At 63.2% G+C, this 17,456-nt stretch carries 17 protein-coding genes and 1 tRNA gene; 3 read left to right on the forward strand and 15 right to left on the reverse strand.

What is annotated here, in order from left to right; all coding sequences use genetic code 11:
* Window positions 1-264: 264 nt before the first annotated feature.
* Window positions 265-1,773 carry a YdgA family protein gene (locus ACJA3S_RS19015; RefSeq protein ID WP_406819601.1) on the reverse strand — a complete coding sequence of 503 codons (1,509 nt, stop codon included), beginning with the start codon at window positions 1,771-1,773 and terminating at the stop codon, window positions 265-267.
* Between the two features lie 445 nt (window positions 1,774-2,218).
* Here ACJA3S_RS19015 and ACJA3S_RS19020 point away from each other — a divergent pair, with 445 nt between their 5' ends.
* From ACJA3S_RS19020 to ACJA3S_RS19030, 3 genes are all read left to right on the forward strand, one after another.
* Complete coding sequence (locus tag ACJA3S_RS19020) at window positions 2,219-3,571, forward strand: APC family permease (protein ID WP_406819602.1); 1,353 nt, start codon at window positions 2,219-2,221, stop codon at window positions 3,569-3,571.
* A gap of 66 nt (window positions 3,572-3,637) precedes the next feature.
* Window positions 3,638-5,701: a methyl-accepting chemotaxis protein gene (locus ACJA3S_RS19025; protein ID WP_406819603.1), complete on the forward strand. Its 2,064-nt coding sequence runs from the start codon at window positions 3,638-3,640 to the stop codon at window positions 5,699-5,701.
* Window positions 5,702-5,853: 152 nt separating this feature from the next.
* A complete protein-coding gene (locus ACJA3S_RS19030; RefSeq protein ID WP_406819604.1) occupies window positions 5,854-6,813 on the forward strand; it encodes a cation diffusion facilitator family transporter in 960 nt (319 codons plus the stop codon).
* A 231-nt stretch (window positions 6,814-7,044) separates the two neighbouring features.
* Here ACJA3S_RS19030 and ACJA3S_RS19035 read toward each other — a convergent pair.
* The 14 genes from ACJA3S_RS19035 to ACJA3S_RS19100 form a co-directional block, all read right to left on the reverse strand.
* Window positions 7,045-7,120, reverse strand: a tRNA-Lys gene (locus tag ACJA3S_RS19035).
* A gap of 60 nt (window positions 7,121-7,180) precedes the next feature.
* Entirely contained in the window at window positions 7,181-7,855 is a 675-nt protein-coding gene (queC, locus tag ACJA3S_RS19040; protein WP_406819605.1) for a 7-cyano-7-deazaguanine synthase QueC, read from the reverse strand.
* A gap of 13 nt (window positions 7,856-7,868) precedes the next feature.
* Entirely contained in the window at window positions 7,869-8,516 is a 648-nt protein-coding gene (queE, locus tag ACJA3S_RS19045) for a 7-carboxy-7-deazaguanine synthase QueE (RefSeq protein WP_406819606.1), read from the reverse strand.
* A gap of 160 nt (window positions 8,517-8,676) precedes the next feature.
* A complete protein-coding gene (gene ybgF, locus ACJA3S_RS19050) occupies window positions 8,677-9,483 on the reverse strand; it encodes a tol-pal system protein YbgF (protein ID WP_406819607.1) in 807 nt (268 codons plus the stop codon).
* A gap of 6 nt (window positions 9,484-9,489) precedes the next feature.
* The gene (gene pal, locus ACJA3S_RS19055) at window positions 9,490-9,990 is read right to left on the reverse strand and encodes a peptidoglycan-associated lipoprotein Pal (RefSeq protein ID WP_015271469.1); all 501 of its coding nucleotides are present in this window, start codon (window positions 9,988-9,990) and stop codon (window positions 9,490-9,492) included.
* A gap of 53 nt (window positions 9,991-10,043) precedes the next feature.
* Complete coding sequence (tolB, locus tag ACJA3S_RS19060) at window positions 10,044-11,315, reverse strand: Tol-Pal system beta propeller repeat protein TolB (protein WP_189665511.1); 1,272 nt, start codon at window positions 11,313-11,315, stop codon at window positions 10,044-10,046.
* 26 nt (window positions 11,316-11,341) lie between these two features.
* Complete coding sequence (gene tolA, locus ACJA3S_RS19065; protein ID WP_170031552.1) at window positions 11,342-12,451, reverse strand: cell envelope integrity protein TolA; 1,110 nt, start codon at window positions 12,449-12,451, stop codon at window positions 11,342-11,344.
* The gene (gene tolR, locus ACJA3S_RS19070; protein ID WP_003254760.1) at window positions 12,451-12,903 is read right to left on the reverse strand and encodes a protein TolR; all 453 of its coding nucleotides are present in this window, start codon (window positions 12,901-12,903) and stop codon (window positions 12,451-12,453) included. Before tolR ends, tolA begins: the two co-directional genes overlap by 1 nt.
* A 14-nt stretch (window positions 12,904-12,917) precedes the next feature.
* Window positions 12,918-13,613: a protein TolQ gene (tolQ, locus tag ACJA3S_RS19075; protein WP_406819608.1), complete on the reverse strand. Its 696-nt coding sequence runs from the start codon at window positions 13,611-13,613 to the stop codon at window positions 12,918-12,920.
* Between the two features lie 2 nt (window positions 13,614-13,615).
* Complete coding sequence (ybgC, locus tag ACJA3S_RS19080; RefSeq protein WP_170031559.1) at window positions 13,616-14,068, reverse strand: tol-pal system-associated acyl-CoA thioesterase; 453 nt, start codon at window positions 14,066-14,068, stop codon at window positions 13,616-13,618.
* A gap of 125 nt (window positions 14,069-14,193) precedes the next feature.
* Complete coding sequence (gene ruvB, locus ACJA3S_RS19085) at window positions 14,194-15,240, reverse strand: Holliday junction branch migration DNA helicase RuvB (RefSeq protein WP_170031562.1); 1,047 nt, start codon at window positions 15,238-15,240, stop codon at window positions 14,194-14,196.
* A complete protein-coding gene (gene ruvA, locus ACJA3S_RS19090; RefSeq protein WP_170031565.1) occupies window positions 15,237-15,854 on the reverse strand; it encodes a Holliday junction branch migration protein RuvA in 618 nt (205 codons plus the stop codon). The genes ruvB and ruvA overlap by 4 nt, the downstream gene beginning before the upstream one ends.
* Window positions 15,855-15,963: 109 nt before the next feature.
* Complete coding sequence (ruvC, locus tag ACJA3S_RS19095; protein ID WP_406819609.1) at window positions 15,964-16,488, reverse strand: crossover junction endodeoxyribonuclease RuvC; 525 nt, start codon at window positions 16,486-16,488, stop codon at window positions 15,964-15,966.
* Window positions 16,489-16,626: 138 nt separating this feature from the next.
* A complete protein-coding gene (locus tag ACJA3S_RS19100; protein WP_170031567.1) occupies window positions 16,627-17,373 on the reverse strand; it encodes a YebC/PmpR family DNA-binding transcriptional regulator in 747 nt (248 codons plus the stop codon).
* Window positions 17,374-17,456: the final 83 nt, after the last annotated feature.

Here is a 17,456-nt window from a genome sequence, read left to right on the forward strand (position 1 = left end):
CGGCCAAGGGTGCCGGACGGCACGCAGGCCGCCACGGCCCTCTGCGGGCGCGGATTATTATCGGAGGCCGAAGGCTACAGATAATCCAGCGATTTCTAAAGCGGTTTTTGTGTTGCCGAGCTAGCGACCTGCACCGCCTTCCTGCAGGAGCTGCCTGGTGTCGCGACGGGGCGCGCAGCGGCCCCAGGATCCCAGCCATCCTGCAAGATTGACGGGGCTGCTACGCAGCCCTTTCCGCCGCTCCTGCAGGATGAGGTACCAATATCAGCCCTGCGGCGACAGGGCGCCCAGGTGCGAGGCCATGAGCATGGCGAACTCTTCCACGGTCATCTTCTGGCCGTTGAAGTCGACCATGCCGTCGGCATAGTGCAGGCTGCTCACCACATCGGTGCCCTGCACCGTGGCCATGCCGCTCTGCAGCGCCATCACGCCGACCATTTCCCCGGCCTGGCTCGATTGCAGGGCGATGGCCTGGGCGTCGGTCTGGCCGTCCAGCAGCGCTTGCAAGGTCGCCAGGTCACCAATCATCGGCTTGGACAGCGACAGCTTGCTCTTCACCTCGGTGATCAGCTGCTTGCCGAGCTGATCGGGTGGCAGGTCGAAGCTGGCCGGGGCGGCAAAGCCCATCGACAGGTCGAAGCGGCTTTCGCCATTGGCAGTCTTGAACGACAGGTTTTCCACCGCCACCCGCGGCTTGGCGGCCAGCAGCTTCTGCAGGTCGGCCTGGAACTGGGCTTTTTCTGCCTCGTCCATCTGGATTTCCGGCATTGGCTCGCCGGCGGCCGCAGCGGCCTCGAGCTCCGGCAGGTGCGACTGGTACCACGCCGACAACGCCTGCAACGCCGGCGCATTGAGCGAAGAGACGCTTACCGCCATCTGCGCCTTGCCCACCGCCCGGTCATCCCAGCGGATATCCTCGACCTTGTACTCCACGCGGCCACCGACAGTGTCCGCCCCTTCCAGGGTTTGCCGGACATTCTGCTGCAAGCCCTTGACCAGCAGCACCTGCTGCTTGGGCCCCAGGGTGACCTTGGTTTCGGCCAGCGCCAGGTCGACGTTGCCCACATAGATGGCCTCGTGAGCGGTAGCCGACAACTGCCCATCGACCTTCAGGCCCGTGAGCTCGACCGTGGCTGGCGGCTGGTCATCGCTTACCAGCTTCATCAGCAAACGGTCGGCCTGGCCGCTGAAGGTCGAGGCCTTGCCTTGCTGGTCACCACTGACCTGCAGTTGCATGCCCGAGAAGTCCAGGCGGCTGCCGTCCGCTTCATCAAGCTTGACCGGCGCCAGCTGGATCAGGCTGGTCACATTGCCGCCGTAACCCAGGCTGGTCTGCGCGCTGACCGGAGCCTGCTCGCCGGCAGCCGCGAACCACGACGCGGTGGCGTCGTCCTTCTGCAGCGTGCTGCTGCTGAATGCCAGCACCGGCATCAGCTTGAACGCCTTGACCCGCGACCAGGGGAACGGGCCGTGCTCGATCTGGTCGGTCACGCCTACATCGAAGTTCAGCACCTCGCCATCACCCAGGCGGATGTCCCGGGCCGTGAGCCGGTACTGGGCGGTACTGCTGAACCAATGCTGCTCCAGCGACACCCGCTCGATGCTCATGCTGCCGCCGGTGCTCACCAGGGCCTTCTTGAGTTCGGCGTTGCTGCGCGACAGGGCGTTGTCGAGCTCTGTGGGAAGCTGCTTGCCGGTGTACCAGGCGCCAGCGGGGATTGCGACGGCAATGGCGATAGCCAGGCCGGAAAGGATGCCAACTGATTTCTTCATGAATGGAACCGATTGCTGTCCGTAAGGGGTTCATATGCGGCCCTGGGCCGCAGGACGCCAAGAGTACCACTGCAAACCCAGGCATGGCGCTGGGCCAGCTGGAGAAATTGCGTTTTGGGAAAAGCCTGACATTCGCTGCAGGGCGGTCCAATTCTTGTAAATTTTTACGAACACACAAATTGATCAAAATCGCAAAAAAACGCGCAAAAACCGAACAACAACCTATTTTGATCGACACCCATTTCAAATCAGTAACATCTTGTCATGTTTAACTTGACACCAACCTACGCATCGTTTTTTATTTTCACCACTTTGCGCGCTCCCCACGCGCCTCCCGCCGCTCCGACATAAAAGGTGAACAACATGGAGCCCACCCGCTCGCCCTTGCCGCATGCGCAATACCCCGTGCCCGTCGTTTACGCCCCGTCGCAGGAGCCATGCCAGCATGCAGCCTGACTACAGCGTTTCCGGCAACGGCCAACTGCGCAAAACCCTGCGCCTCTGGCACGTGATCATCATCGGCCTGGCCTACCTGACGCCGATGACCGTGTTCGACACCTTCGGTATCGTCTCCGGGATTACCGCCGGCCACGTACCCAGCGCCTACATCCTGGCGCTGGCCGGGATCCTGTTCACCGCCGTGAGCTATGGCACCCTGGTCAAACGCTTCCCGCAATCGGGCTCGGCCTACACCTACACCCAGCGCGCCATCAACCCGCACATGGGCTTCCTGGTCGGCTGGTCGTCGCTGCTCGACTACCTGCTGTTGCCGATGGTCAACGCGCTGCTGGCGAAGCTGTACCTTTCGGCCATGTTCCCGGAAGTACCGGAGTGGATGTGGGTGGCCGGTTTCGTCACCCTGATCAGCCTGATCAACATGCGCAGCGTGAACCTGGTGGCGCACTTCAACCTGCTGTTCGTGGCGGTGCAGGTGGCGATCATCGCCGTGTTCATCTACCTGTGCGTGCGCGGCCTTGGCGAGGGTGAAGGGCTGGGTACCGCCTGGAGCCTGCTGCCGTTCGCCGACAACCAGACCCAGCTCAGCGCCCTGGCCGCCGGCGCGACCATCCTGTGCTTCTCGTTCCTCGGCTTCGACGCCGTCACCTGCCTGTCCGAAGAAACCCGCGACCCGGGCAAGACCATCCCGCGGGCAATCTTCCTCACCGCCCTGATCGGTGGCGTGGTGTTCATCACCGTGTCGTACTTCATCCAGGCCTACTTCCCGACCATGGCACGCTTCCACGACCATGAAGCGGCCCTGCCGGAAATCGCCCTGTATGTCGGCGGCAAGCTGTTCCAGTCGATTTTCATCGCCTGCACGGTAATCAATACCATCGCCTCGGGCCTGGCCTCGCAAACCAGCGTGTCGCGCCTGCTGTACGTGATGGGGCGCGACAACGTGATCCCGGCCAGCCTGTTTGCCCGCCTGCATTCGCGCTACAAGACGCCAGTATTGAACATTGCCGTGGTCGGGCTGATCTCGCTGTCGGCGATCTTCTTCGACCTGGTCACCGCCACCTCGATCATCAACTTCGGCGCACTGGTCGCGTTCAGCTTCGTCAACCTGTCGGTGATCAACCACTGCTACCTGCGCGAAGGCAAGCGCCAGGGCCTGGCCAACCAGCTGACCTACCTGGTGGTGCCCACCATCGGCTTCTGCATCATCGTCTCGCTGTGGCTCGACCTGAATGCCAACTCGCTGCTGTTCGGTGGGGTCTGGGCGCTGCTCGGCCTGCTGTACCTGGCCTGGCTGACCAAGGCGTTCCGGGACGCGCCGCCCAACTACATCGCTGAATGACCCATGCTGCCGCCAACGCCCGCGCCTGATCGCGGGCGTTGCATTTGCTCGAAAAGGAAAGCCCTGATGCCGCTGCGTCGCCTCTCCATCCAGTGGAAAATCACCCTGCTCGCCGGCTTGTGCCTGCTGGCTATCGTCGCCCTGCTGGTGACCAACTCGCTGGCCCAGGCCCGGCGCAGCGCGGCACTGGTCAACCAGGCCAGCAGCGAGATGCTCGACAGCAGCGCGCGCCTGCGCCTGCAAACCCTCGCCGAAAACCAGGCGCTGCGCATCCAGCGCTATTTCATGGACGCCTATCAATACGCCAATGGCTTCGCCCGCCTGGTGCAGGTGCTCAAGGCCCGCGGCGGCAGCGACCTGCGCGCCGAACTGACGCGCCAGGCGCAGGCCAGCCTGGGCGCCAACCCGGACGTGATCGGCCTGTACCTGGTGTTCCAGCCCGACGCCCTTGGCCAGGACAGCCAGTATGTCGGCCAGGATGCCGCAGGCAGCAATGACAGCGGGCGCTTCTCGCTGTACTGGTCCCAGCCCCGCCCCGGCACCCTCGAGCTCGAAGCCATGCCGGAATCGATGCTCGGCGATGCCGGCATCGGCAGCAATGGCGTGGCCAAGAACCGCTGGCTGACGTGCCCGCAGGACACCGCCAGCGCTTGCGTGCTGGAGCCCTACCTCGACGAGGTGAATGGCCGCCAGGTGCTGATGACCAGCATCGCCCTGCCGCTGCTGGAGCATGGCAAGGTGGTCGGCGTGGTCGGCCTGGACATCGGCCTGGCCAACCTGCAGCAGCTGAGCCTGGACGGCCGCAGTGAACTGTTCGACGGCCAGGGCCAGGTCAGTATTGCCAGCGCCACAGGCCTGCTGGCTGGCAACAGCCGCGACGCCAGCACGCTCGGCAATCCGATGGACAAGACGGTCACCGCAGGCCTGCTGCGCGTGGCCCACCCTTTCACACCGATACCCGGCGCTGCTCCCTGGCAAGTGTTGCTGGACGTGCCGGAAAGCGCGCTGCAGGCCCCCGCCGTCGCCCTCAACCAGCGCCTGGGCAAGCACAACCAGAGCGCCAACCTGATCAGCCTGCTGGTGGGCCTGGGCGCTGCGCTAGCCGGCTTGTTGCTGGTCGGGTTGACTGCCCGCGGCGTGTCCCGGCCAATCCTGGCGGTGGCCGCGCGCCTGCAAGACATCGCCAGCGGTGAGGGCGACCTCACCCGGCGCCTGGACTACGCCCGGCAGGACGAGCTGGGCCAGCTCACCGGCTGGTTCAACCGCTTCCTCGACAAGCTGCAGCCGGTGATCGCCCAGGTCAAAGGTTCACTGCAACAAGCCCGCGACACCGCCGACCAGTCGGCAGATATCGCCAGCCAGACCAGCAACGGCATGCAGCAACAGCACCGTGAAATCGAACAGGTGGCCACTGCGGCCAACGAAATGAGCGCCACCGCCCTGGATGTCGCCCATAACGCTTCGCAGGCAGCCCAGGCCGCACGCGCTGCCGACCAGGCCAGCCGCGAAGGCCTGCAACTGATCGACAGTACGCGCCAGGGTATCGACCGCCTCACCGCCGACATGGACGCCGCCATGGGCGAAGCGCGAGCACTGGAAGACCGCAGCGGGCAGATCGGTTCGGTACTGGAGGTGATCCGCAGCATTGCCGAACAAACCAACCTGCTGGCGCTCAACGCCGCCATCGAGGCAGCCCGTGCCGGCGAAGCCGGGCGTGGTTTTGCCGTGGTCGCCGATGAAGTGCGCGGCCTGGCCCAGCGTACGCAGACCTCGGTGGAGGAAATCCGCCAGGTCATCGAAGGCTTGCAGCAGGGTACCCAGGATGTCGTCGATGCCATGCATGCAGGCCAGCGTCAGGCCCAGGACAGCGCCTCGCGCATGGAACAGGCGCTGCCGGCGCTACTGCGCATCGGCGAGGCGGTGGCGGTGATCAGCGACATGAACCTGCAGATTGCCTCGGCCGCCGAAGAGCAGAGTGCGGTGGCCGAGGAAGTGAACCGCAACGTGGCTGGCATTCGTGATGTGACCGAATCACTGGCGGGCCAGGCCGACGAATCGGCGCGCATCAGCCAGGCCCTGAACCGGCTGGCCAACCAGCAGCAGGCGCTGATGGAGCAGTTCCGCGTCTAACCTGCAGGGCCAATGCGCCTTTTCCCGGGCTTGCCCGCTCCCACAGGTTGTGTACCGACTCCGAAGGCAGCACCGGACCTGTGGGAGCGGGCGAGCCCGCGAAGAGGCCCTGACAGGCGATACAGAATCAATGTTTTTACCGAGCACATCTTATGCAAACCGCAACCCGCTCCACCTTCTTCGACCTCACCAGCGAGCAGGGCCTGCTGCGCACCTCGATCGCCGTGACCCTGTTCATTGCCCTTATCGGTATTGCCTTCGGCCTGGCCTCCGGCTCGTTCTCCATCATCTTCGATGGCGTCTACTCGCTGGCCGACGCCAGCATGAGCGGGCTGTCGCTGGTGGTGGTCAGGCTGATCACCGCGCACACCACCAGCGTGCAGATGTCACGCAAGCTGCGCGAGCGCTTCACCATGGGCTTCTGGCACCTGGAGCCGATGGTGCTGGCACTGAACGGCATCCTGCTCAGCAGCGTGGCCATCTACGCACTGATCAACGCCATCAGCAGCCTGCTGCAAGGCGGGCGCCACCTGGAGTTTGGCATCGCCATGGTCTACGCGGTGCTGACTGTCATCGCCTGCGTGACCATTGCCGTCATCGAGGCCCGCGCCAACCGCAGGCTGGGCTCGGATTTCGTGCGCATGGACGTCAAGGGTTGGGTAATGTCGGCCAGCATCACCGCCGCCCTGCTGATCGCCTTCTGCTTTGGCTACGCCGTGCAAGGCACGCCATGGGAGTGGCTGTCGCCGTACATCGACCCGGCGGTGCTGGCGCTGGTGTGCCTGGTGATCGTGCCGCTGCCGATGTCGGTGGTGCGCCAGGCGCTTTCGGAGATTTTCCTGGTGACGCCGGGCGACCTCAAGTTGCATGTTGATGAAGTTGCCAAGGCTTTCGTCGCACGCCACGGGCTGCAGTCGTACCGCGCCTACGTGGCCAAGGTCGGGCGTTCGCGGGAGATCGAGCTGTACTTCATCGTGCCCAAGGGCATGGCGGCGAAGACCATCGATGAATGGGACGCGTGGCGCAACGAGATCGGGGATGCGGTCGGTGGTGAAGGGCCGGACCGTTGGCTGACGGTGGTGTTTACCGGGGACCCGGAGTGGGCCGAGTAAAGCAGTTGACGGTTACTCGCCCGGTGCAGGAGGGGCCTTGTGTCCTGATAGGGATGCAACACAGCCCGCGGGCTTCAGCAGCAGCGCATGATCTGCTGGGGCCGCTTTGCGGCCCGATCGCGACACAAGGCCGCTCCTACAAGCGGGCGCAAGCCGATCGATCGCATCTAGGCATTGGAAAACGAAAAAGCCCGCGACCGTTGCCGGTTGCGGGCTTTGACGTACTGCGTATGGTGGGTCGTGTAGGATTCGAACCTACGACCAATTGGTTAAAAGCCAACTGCTCTACCAACTGAGCTAACGACCCGTTGGATGGCGCGTATAATACTGATTTCTAACGGGAAATCAACACCCCACCACAACTTTTTTAAAAATATCGCGTCGGGTCGGCAACGCCGGCGGCCTTGAAGCCTTCGGCACGCAGGCGGCAGCTGTCGCATTTGCCGCAGGCACGGCCGTCATCGTCGGCCTGGTAGCAGGAAACGGTCAGGCTGTAGTCCACACCGCGCGCGATACCAGCCTGCACGATCTGCGCCTTGCTCATGTTCTGCAGCGGTGCCTGGATGCGGAAGCCCTGCCCTTCGACACCGGCCTTGGTCGCCAGGTTGGCCATGCGCTCGAAGGCTTCGACGAATTCGGGGCGGCAGTCCGGGTAGCCGGAATAATCCACGGCATTGACGCCGATGAAGATATCGCGGGCTTCCAGCACTTCTGCCCAACCCAGGGCCAGCGACAGGAATACGGTGTTGCGCGCCGGCACATAGGTGACCGGGATGCCTTCACCCGGAACTTCCGGTACATCAATGCTGCTGTCGGTCAATGCCGAGCCGCCGATGCCGTTCAGGTTCAGGCCAATCACCTTGTGCTCGACCACGCCCAGGTCGCGGGCAACGCGGGCGGCCGCATTCAGCTCGGCGCGGTGGCGCTGGCCATAGTCGAAGCTCATGGTATAGCAGCTATAGCCTTCGGCCTTGGCCATGGCGACCACGGTGGCCGAGTCCAGGCCACCGGACAACAGGATGACTGCGCGTTTCTCGCTCATGTGTAGTTGCTCCTCAACGTCCGGGTTCGTCGTTCCACAGCAGCTTGTGCAGCTGCAGCTGAAAGCGCACAGGCAGGTTGTCGGCGACAATCCAGTCGGCCAGCTCGCTGGCGCTCAGCTGGTGGTAGCTGGGCGAAAACAGCACCTCACCGGCACGCTCGGCGAGGTTGTACTGGATGAGTTTGGAAACCGCCCAGTCGTAGTCCTCGCGGGAACAGATGACAAACTTGACCTGGTCGTTGCGGGTCAGCTGCTCGATGTTCTCGTAGCGGTTACGGTGCGCCTCCTCGGAGCCGGGGGTCTTCAGGTCGAGCACACGGCTGACCCGGGTATCGGTGCCGGCAATATCCAGCGCACCGCTGGTTTCCAGCGAAACCTCGTAACCGGCGTCACACAGGCGCTGCAGCAATGGCAAGGCGTTGGGCTGGGCCAATGGCTCGCCACCGGTCACGCAGACGTAGCGCGGCTTGAAGCTGGCGACCTGCTCCAGGATCGAATCGAGGGTGCGCAGGGTGCCGCCACTGAAGGCATAGGCACTGTCGCAGTACTGGCAGCGCAGGGGGCAACCGGTGAGGCGCACGAATACCGTGGGCAACCCAGCCGTTCGTGTTTCACCCTGCAAAGAGTAAAAGACTTCGGTGATGCGTAATGTGTCTTGCATGCTCGCCACGGGCGTGACAGCTAAACAGGCTGTCCGCCTCCGTCAGGCACTGTCGCGGACTCGACATAGCGTTATCCGCAACAGCGTGTTTACGAAAAAAGGGCAGTGATTCTAACGAAAAAACCCGCGACAGGCGCGGGTTTCTTTCAAACGGTACGGCTCAGAGCTTCTGCAGGTCACGTTGCGCCAGTTGCGCGGCGGAGGTGCCGGGATACTGGCTGATGACTTGCTGCAGGATACCCTTGACCTTGTCGGTGTGGCCCATGCGGCGCTCGACATCGGCCAGCTTGTACAGCGAATCCGGTACCTTGCTGTGCTTCGGATACTTCTGGCTGACCTGGGCGAAGGCCTGGCTGGCGGCTGGCAGGTCGCCCTTGGCCAGGTTCACCTCACCCAGCCAGTACTGGGCATTGCCGGCATACTGGCTGTTGGGGTACTTGCGCAGGAAGGCGTTGAACGCCTGGCTGGCCTTGTCGAAGTCTTTCTGCTTGATCAGGTCGAAAGCGGCATCGTAGTAGAGCTTTTCTTTCGCCGGATCACCGGGCTCGCTACTGGCGGCCGGTTGTTGCGCAGCAGCACCTGCTGCTGCATCGGGGGCGGTACTGGAGGCACCACCACCGGAGGAATTGTCAGGGGTCGCGGCAGGCGCGGCGCCACTGTTGATGCGACGGTCCAGGTCCTGGTAACGCTCCAGGTTTTCCTGCTTCATGCGCGACACATCGTTCTGCAGCTCTTCGATGATGCCTTGCTGGCGGGAAAGCTGATCCTGCATCTGCTGCAGCTGCATGAACAGCTGGCCCTGTGCAGAGGCAGGGGCCGAAGCCCCTGACCCGGCATAGGCGCCGCTCGTGCCATAACCCGCGGGCGGATAACTGCCCCCGTTGTCATCAACTACAGGAACCTCAGCCCAGGCCGCAAGCGGCAGGCTGAGTGCGAGGACGGTTACTACACGGCGGCCCATACGCATGAGAACTTACTTACGCAGTTCTACGCGACGGTTCTGAGCCCAGGACTGCTCGTCGTTGCCAGTGGCAACCGGACGCTCTTCACCGTAGGAGACCAGTTCCAGCTGAGCAGGGGAAACGCCCTGCAGAACCAGGTAGCGCTGGACGGCCTTGGCACGACGCTCACCCAGAGCCATGTTGTACTCGCGGGTGCCGCGCTCGTCGGTGTTGCCTTCCAGAACAACGCGGTTGCCGTTGGCTTTCAGGTCCTTGGCGTGAACGTCCAGAGCGCGCATGGCTTCTGGCTTCAGGTCCGAGCTGTCGTATTCGAAGTAGAAGGTGGTGATTGCGCGCAGAGCAGCTTCTTCGCTCAGGGAGCCGTCAACAGCACCAGCGTTGGCACCGTAGCCAGCGTTCGGGTCTACAGCAGCGCCTTCGCCTGCGTTGTCACCGCCCTTCGAGGAGCAACCTACAGCTACGGCCATGGCCAGAGCCAGCGCAGCAAATTTACCAAACTTCAGCATTTCCATCGTGAAACTCCTAATGAAACCCCAGTGTGTTAAGCAAAAGTATTACGCCGCAATCAGTTCAGGTAAGGGGACCAGGACGGTTCTCTGACTTCGCCTTGAGCGGTAGGAAGTGGGAGCCTCACGCGTCCATTCAGCGACACGAGCATCAAGACTCCCCGGCCCTGCTGGCGGGTGGCGTAGATTAGCATGGTGCCGTTTGGCGCAACAGTGGGAGACTCATCAAGACTCGTCTCCGAGAGAATCTTTACACTTCCGCGCTGCAAATCCTGGGCCGCAACCTTGAAGTTGGTGAAGCCCTGCTGGCGATGGATCATCACCAGGGTCTTTTCGTCCGCCGACAGTTTCGGGTTGGCGTTGTAGTTACCGACGAAAGTGACGCGCTCGGCACCACCGCCCCCGACCGACTGCTTGTAGATCTGCGGCTTGCCGCCACGGTCGGAGGTGAAGTACAGGGTGTTGCCGTCCTTGCCCCAGAACGGCTCGGTATTGATACCCGGGCCGGCGGTGACACGGCTGATCTGGCGCGAGGCCACGTTCATCACATAGATGTCCGGGTTACCGTCCTTCGACAGCACGAACGCCAGGCGGGTACCGTCCGGCGACCAGGCCGGTGCACCATTGAGGCCTTCGAAGTTGGTGACCTGCTCGCGGCGGCCGGTATCGATGTGCTGGATGAAGATGCGTGGGCGCTTCTGCTCGAACGAGACATAGGCGATACGCTTGCCATCCGGCGCAAAGCGTGGCGACAGGATCGGTTCACGCGATTGCAGCAGGGTCACTGCCCGTGCACCGTCGTAGTCCGAACGCTGCAGGGTGTAGCGGGTGTTGTTGGTGGAGAAACGCTCGGCCGTCACGTACAGCATGCGGGTGGAGAACGCCCCCTTGATGCCGGTGAGCTTCTCGAACGACTGGTCGGAAATGTAGTGGGCCATGTCGCGCAGCTGGTCGACGCTGCCCGCCACGCTGCCGGTCAGCACTTGCTGCTCGGTGGCGACGTTGAACAGCGCGTACTGCACCTGCAGGCGACCGCCCGACGGCACGATGCTGCCGACCATCACATACTGTGCGCCCAGTGCTTTCCAGTCACGGAAGATCACTTCGCTGGCCTGCGACGGCTGGCTGATCATGTTCTGCCGCGGAATCGGCGAGTAGTAGCCGGAGTTGCGCAGGTCGTTACCGATGATGTCGGCCATGTCTTCCGGCAGCACGCTGCCGCCCTGCAGACCGAACGGCACTACCGCGATGGGCGTGGCCCGGTCGCTGCCGCTGGTGACCAGGATGTTCTTTTCCTCTGCCACGGCCATGCCTGCCACGCAGCACAGCATGACCAGCAGCCCTCTCAGACGTTTAATCACAACGCTAGATCCTCAGGTGTAAATGTCATCTTGAACGAACGATATTGGTTGAAATCGCTCGGCTTCATACCCTGCATTTCGGTCAGGCGACCGATGTTCTTCACCGCAGCCACCGCCGAACTGTCATACGGGCCGTCACCACTGGACCGGGCCACGCTGACGTTGGTGATGGTACCGTCCGGCAACATGTTGATCTGCAGGACCACCGTCATGCCCTTGCGCGCGGAAGGCGGACGTGCCCAGCCCTCGGCCGCGCGCAAGCGGATCAGGTCGTCGAAGTCACCGGCTACCTGGTCACCCTGCTCGTCGGCCAGCGCCTGCTGCCGCTCGGTGGTGTCGGACAACAGCTCGGCCAGGGCCTGGGCTTTCTTGTCTTCCGCCGCCTTGCGGGCCGCTTCCTGTGCCTTTTTCTTCTGGGCGTCTGCAGCGGCCTTCTTCTTGGCCTCTTCAGCTGCCTTTTTCTTCGCTTCCTCGGCTGCCGCTTTCTTCTTGGCGTCCTCGGCTGCTTTCTTCTTGGCCTCTTCGGCCGCCTTTTTCTTGGCGTCCTCGGCGGCTTGTTTCTTCGCCTCTTCAGCGGCCTCTTTCTTGGCCTCTTCTTCGGCTTTTTTCTTGGCTTCTTCCTCGGCCTTCTTCTTGGCGATATCAGCCTGCTGCTTCTCGGCGGCCTTCTTCGCCTCCTCGGCCTTCTTGGCTTCGGCGGCTTTCTTGGCCTCGGCAGCCTTGGCGGCTTCGGCAGCGGCCTCGGCTTTCTTGGCTTCGGCAGCCTCGCGGGCCTCTTCGGCCTTTTGAGCGGCGTCGGCTTTCTTTTGTTCCGCGGCCTTCACGGCCTCCTGCTCGACCTTCTTCTGTTCCAGCTGCTCGACCTCGGTCTGGCGCGAAGCGGTTTTCTTCGCTTCCCCGGCAATCTTCTGATTGGTCTGGGTGGTCGCCTGGCTCTTGGACTTGAGCTGGTACAGGGTAGCCTGAACGATCGGCTTGGAGGGCGGCAGCTCAGGCGTCATGGCAAAACTGACGAACAGCAGGGCGAACACCAGCACATGCAGGCCGATGGCCCAGATACTGGGCCAGAAGTAGCTTTCCGAGGCGGATGGCTCTCGCTGTTGCATCAGGGCGCCTCGGTAATCAGGCCAACGTTACCGACACCGGCCTTCTGCAACCCGCCCATGGCACCCATGACCGCGCCATAGTCGACAGCCTTGTCGCCACGAATGAACACCTGGGTCTGCTTGCCCTGGTCACGGCCGGCAGCAATGATCTTGGTCACTGCGTCGGTCATGGCTGGCAAGGTCATGGCCTTGTCCATCTGCTTGTCGGTATCGACTTCGCTGCCGAGGTTCCAGTAATAGGTCTTGTCGGCCTTGATGGAGATGGTGAGGATCTGGACGTTGTTGTCCTGCGGCAAGGCTTCGCTGGAAACCTTGGGCAGGTCGACCTTCACGCCCTGGTTGAGCATGGGCGCCGTCACCATGAAGATGACCAGCAGCACCAGCATCACGTCGATGTAGGGCACCACGTTCATCTCGGCGACGGGCTTGCGTTTGTGGCGAACTCGGGCCATGGGCTTCTACCTGATTACTCTTCGCTGGTGTGCACTTTACGGTGCAGGATCGCCTGGAACTCGTCGGCGAAGGTGTAGTAACGACCGATCAGCACTTCGCTGCGCGCCGAGAAGCGGTTGTAGGCGATGACCGCCGGGATTGCCGCGAACAGGCCGATGGCAGTGGCGACCAGCGCTTCGGCGATACCCGGGGCGACCGTGGCCAGGGTGGCCTGCTGGGCGCTGGCCAGGCCGCGGAAGGAGTTCATGATGCCCCACACGGTACCGAACAGGCCGATGTACGGGCTGGTCGAACCGACGGTGGCCAGGAACGGCAGGCTCTGCTCGAGTTTTTCTTCCTCGCGCGAAATGGCCACGCGCATGGCACGCGCAACGCCTTCCATGACCGCGTCAGGGTCAACCCCCGGCTGCTGGCGCAGGCGCGAGAATTCCTTGAAGCCGGCACGGAACACCTGCTCGACACCGGAATCCGGGTCCGGGTTGCTGCCTGCCTGACGGTACAGCTTGGACAGGTCGATGCCCGACCAGAAGCGCTCCTCGAAGGCATCCAGCGCACGACGACCGGCGCGCAGCATGGTGCTGCGCTGGAAGATCATGATCCATGAAGTGACCGAGGCGGCCACCAGGGTCAGCATTACCAGCTGTACCACCATGCTGGCATTGCTGACCAGACTCCACATGGAGGTATGGTCGACGACGTTAGCTTCCACGCTTATTCTCCTGCGTTCGATTGATTACCCGAGCCGTCCGCCGCAAAGGCGTCGCGCAGCTCCGGGGGTATGGCTCGGGGTTTGAAAGTGTCGGCGCGCACGGCGGCCACCAGGAACTGCCCTTCGCAGAGCAGCGTTTCATCCTTTTCCCGCCAGACCTGCTGCACGAAGCGCAGGCTGGCGCGATTGAGTTCAGTGACATGCGCGGTGACCCGCAGCTCGTCGTCCAGGCGCGCCGGCGCGTGGTAACGCGCTTCGCTGGAATGGACCACGAACAACAGGTTTTCCCCGGCCAGTTGCGCCTGGGAAAAGCCCAGGTGCCGCAGCCGCTCGGTGCGCGCACGTTCCATGAATTTCAGGTAGTTGACGTAATACACCACGCCACCGGCATCGGTATCTTCGTAATAGACGCGACAACGGTGTGCGAACGGTTCCAGGCCATTTTGCGCGCGCATACTCTAGTGCTTACTCCTCAGCTTGCCAATCCGCTGTGGCAACTGTTTTTTCTTCATTAATGTCTTATTGCCAGCGCACCCTCGGCGTGCCAGCGCTAGGACCACGAAAAGCCGTTTTCGATCTGTCAGTCATCGCCCGTTTCGGAAAAATCCCCACCCTCCCCCAGGCGCCCGGGCACATTCAGGCCAAAGTGCAGGTAGGCATGCCGGGTGACCACACGGCCACGCGGGGTACGCATGATGTAGCCTTGCTGGATCAGGTACGGTTCGAGTACATCCTCGATGGTATGACGCTCTTCGCTGATGGCGGCGGCCAGGTTGTCCACCCCCACCGGGCCACCGTCGAATTTCTCGATCATGGTCAGCAGCAGGCGGCGGTCGGAATGGTCGAAACCGCGCTCGTCGACGTCCAGCAGGTTGAGCGCCATGTCGGCCACGGCCTTGGTGATCTGGCCCTTGCCGCGCACCTCGGCGTAGTCGCGCACGCGGCGCAGCAGGCGGTTGGCAATACGCGGCGTGCCACGGGCCCGGCGGGCGATCTCGTAGGCGCCCTGGTCCTCGATGGCCAGGCCGAGGATGCCGGCCGAACGACTGACGATGGTGGCCAGGTCCCTGTCGCTGTAGAACTCCAGGCGCTGGACGATACCGAAGCGGTCGCGCAGCGGGTTGGTGAGCATGCCGGCACGGGTAGTGGCCCCGACCAGGGTGAACGGTGGCAGGTCGAGCTTGATCGAGCGGGCCGCCGGCCCTTCGCCGATCATGATGTCGAGCTGGAAGTCTTCCATTGCCGGGTACAGCACTTCTTCGACGACCGGTGACAGGCGGTGGATCTCGTCGATGAACAGCACGTCGTGCGGCTCGAGGTTGGTCAGCATGGCCGCCAGGTCGCCCGGGCGCTCGAGGATCGGCCCCGAGGTGCTCTTGACCGACACGCCCATTTCCTGGGCGATGATGTTGGCCAGGGTGGTCTTGCCGAGACCCGGCGGCCCGAAGATCAGGGTATGGTCAAGCGACTCGCTGCGGCCACGGGCGGCCTGGATGAACAGCGCCATCTGCTCGCGTACCACCGGCTGGCCGATGTATTCGTCCAGCCGCAGCGGGCGGATCGCACGGTCCTGGACTTCTTCACGGTCGCGGCCACTGGCGGCGATCAGGCGGTCGGCTTCGATCACTTGGTAATCATCCCTTTCAGGCTGCGGCGGATCAGCTCTTCACTGCTCAGGCCAGCCTTGTCCTTGATCGCGGCGATCGCCTTGCTGGCTTCCTGCGGCTTGTAGCCCAGCGAAACCAGGGCGCTGACGGCATCAGCCTCGGCCGTGGAGCTGCTGCTGACCGGCAGCGGCCCATCGGAGACCAGGGTGAACATGGCCGGCGAGGTTTCCCAGGCCTTGAAGCGGTCCTTGAGTTCGACCAGCAGGCGTTCGGCGGTCTTCTTGCCGACCCCCGGCACGCGCACCAACGCCGACGTGTCCTGGGCCTGCACACAGCGCACCAGCTCGTCGACTTCCAGGCCGGACATCAGCGCCAGCGCCAGCTTCGGCCCCACGCCATTGAGGCGGATGAGCTCACGGAACAGCTCGCGCTCGCGCTTTTCGGCAAAACCGTAGAGCAGGTGGGCGTCTTCGCGCACCACCAGGTGGGTGTGCACGGTGACGCTTTCGCCCACCTTGGGCAGACGGTACAGCGTGGTCATCGGCACTTCCAGCTCGTAACCCACGCCGTTGACGTCGATAATCAGGTGCGGCGGCTGTTTCTCCGCCAGGGTGCCGCGCAAACGTCCAATCACGTTCCGATCCTTCCTCTCGGGGAGCCGGTCAAAGACCGCTCAACCCTATCAGCAAATGCGGCGGGTGCACGTATCACCCGCACAAAATGTGTATCAGGGCATGAAGCGCCTACAGACGCAAGCGCCCGCCGCGTCGCCGCGCCGTGGCCAGGCCGTGCGGCACCAGGCTGGAGCGGGTATGCGCATGGCACAGGGCGATGGCCAGGGCGTCGGAGGCGTCGATCTGCGGCTTTTGCGTCAGTTTCAACAGGTGCATGACCATCATCATCACCTGTTCCTTGTTGGCCCCGCCGGTGCCGGCTACCGCCTGCTTGACCTGGGTAGCGCTGTACTCGGCGATTTCCAGGCCGGCCTCGGCGGCAGCGACGATGGCCGCGCCACGGGCCTGGCCGAGCTTCAGCGCCGAGTCGGCATTACGCGCCATGAACACCCGCTCGATGCCCATGGTCACCGGCCCGTGCTGGGCAATGATTTCACCCACGCCGCGGAAAACGACCTGCAACCGCTCATGCAGCTCGCCGCTGCCGGTGCGAATGCAGCCCGACGCCACGTACTCGCAACCGCGGGCGGTCTGGCGCACCACGCCATAACCGGTGATGCGCGAGCCGGGGTCGATACCAAGAATCAGAGTCATAGCGCCTGCGTGTTCAAATGTACCGGCCTATTCGCGGGCAAGCCCGCTCCCACAGGGGACGCGCCAGGCCTGAACCTGGTGCGCTCCCGGTGGGAGCGGGCTTGCCCGCGAATAGGCCCGAAAGGCCAAGCAAAAATCTTAGCCGAGTTTTTCCATGATCTCGTCGGAGATCTGCGCATTGGAATAGACGTTCTGCACGTCATCCAGGTCTTCGAGCATGTCGATCAGCTTGAGCACCTTCTCGGCACCGTCCTGGTCAAGTTCGGCGCTGGTGGTGGGCTGCATGACGATTTCCGCGTCAGCGGCCTTGAACCCCGCCTCTTCCAGGGCATTGCGCACGGCGTAGAAGCTGTTGAACGAGGTGAACACCTCGAACGAGCCGTCATCGTTGGCCACCACGTCATCGGCATCGGCTTCCATCGCCGCTTCCATCAGCGCGTCTTCTTCCACGCCGGGGGCAAAGCTGATCTGCCCCTTGCGCTCGAACAGGTACGCCACCGAACCGTCGGTACCGAGGTTGCCGCCACACTTGGTGAATGCATGACGCACGGCGGCTGCGGTGCGGTTGCGGTTGTCGGTCATGGCCTCGACCATGATCGCCACACCGCCCGGGCCGTAGCCTTCGTAGCTGAGCTCTTCGACGTTGTCGCTTTCGTTGGTGCCAGCACCACGGGCCACGGCGCGGTCAATGATGTCGCGGCTCATGTTGGCGCCCAGGGCCTTGTCCAGCGCCAGGCGCAGGCGCGGGTTGGAGGCCGGGTCAGGGCCGCCCTGCTTGGCGGCGACCGTCAGCTCGCGGATCCACTTGGTGAAGATCTTGCCTCTCTTGGCATCCTGGCGCTCTTTGCGGTGCTTGATGTTCGCCCACTTGGAATGACCAGCCATAACGACTCCGAATCCTTTGAATCACAAACAGCCCCGCCCCTGTACGGGGCGGGACGGAAAATTGCCTGCGCCGAAACGCAAAG

The organism is Pseudomonas sp. KnCO4 (assembly GCF_045344305.1).
Taxonomy (GTDB): Bacteria; Pseudomonadota; Gammaproteobacteria; order Pseudomonadales; family Pseudomonadaceae; genus Aquipseudomonas; species Aquipseudomonas anuradhapurensis.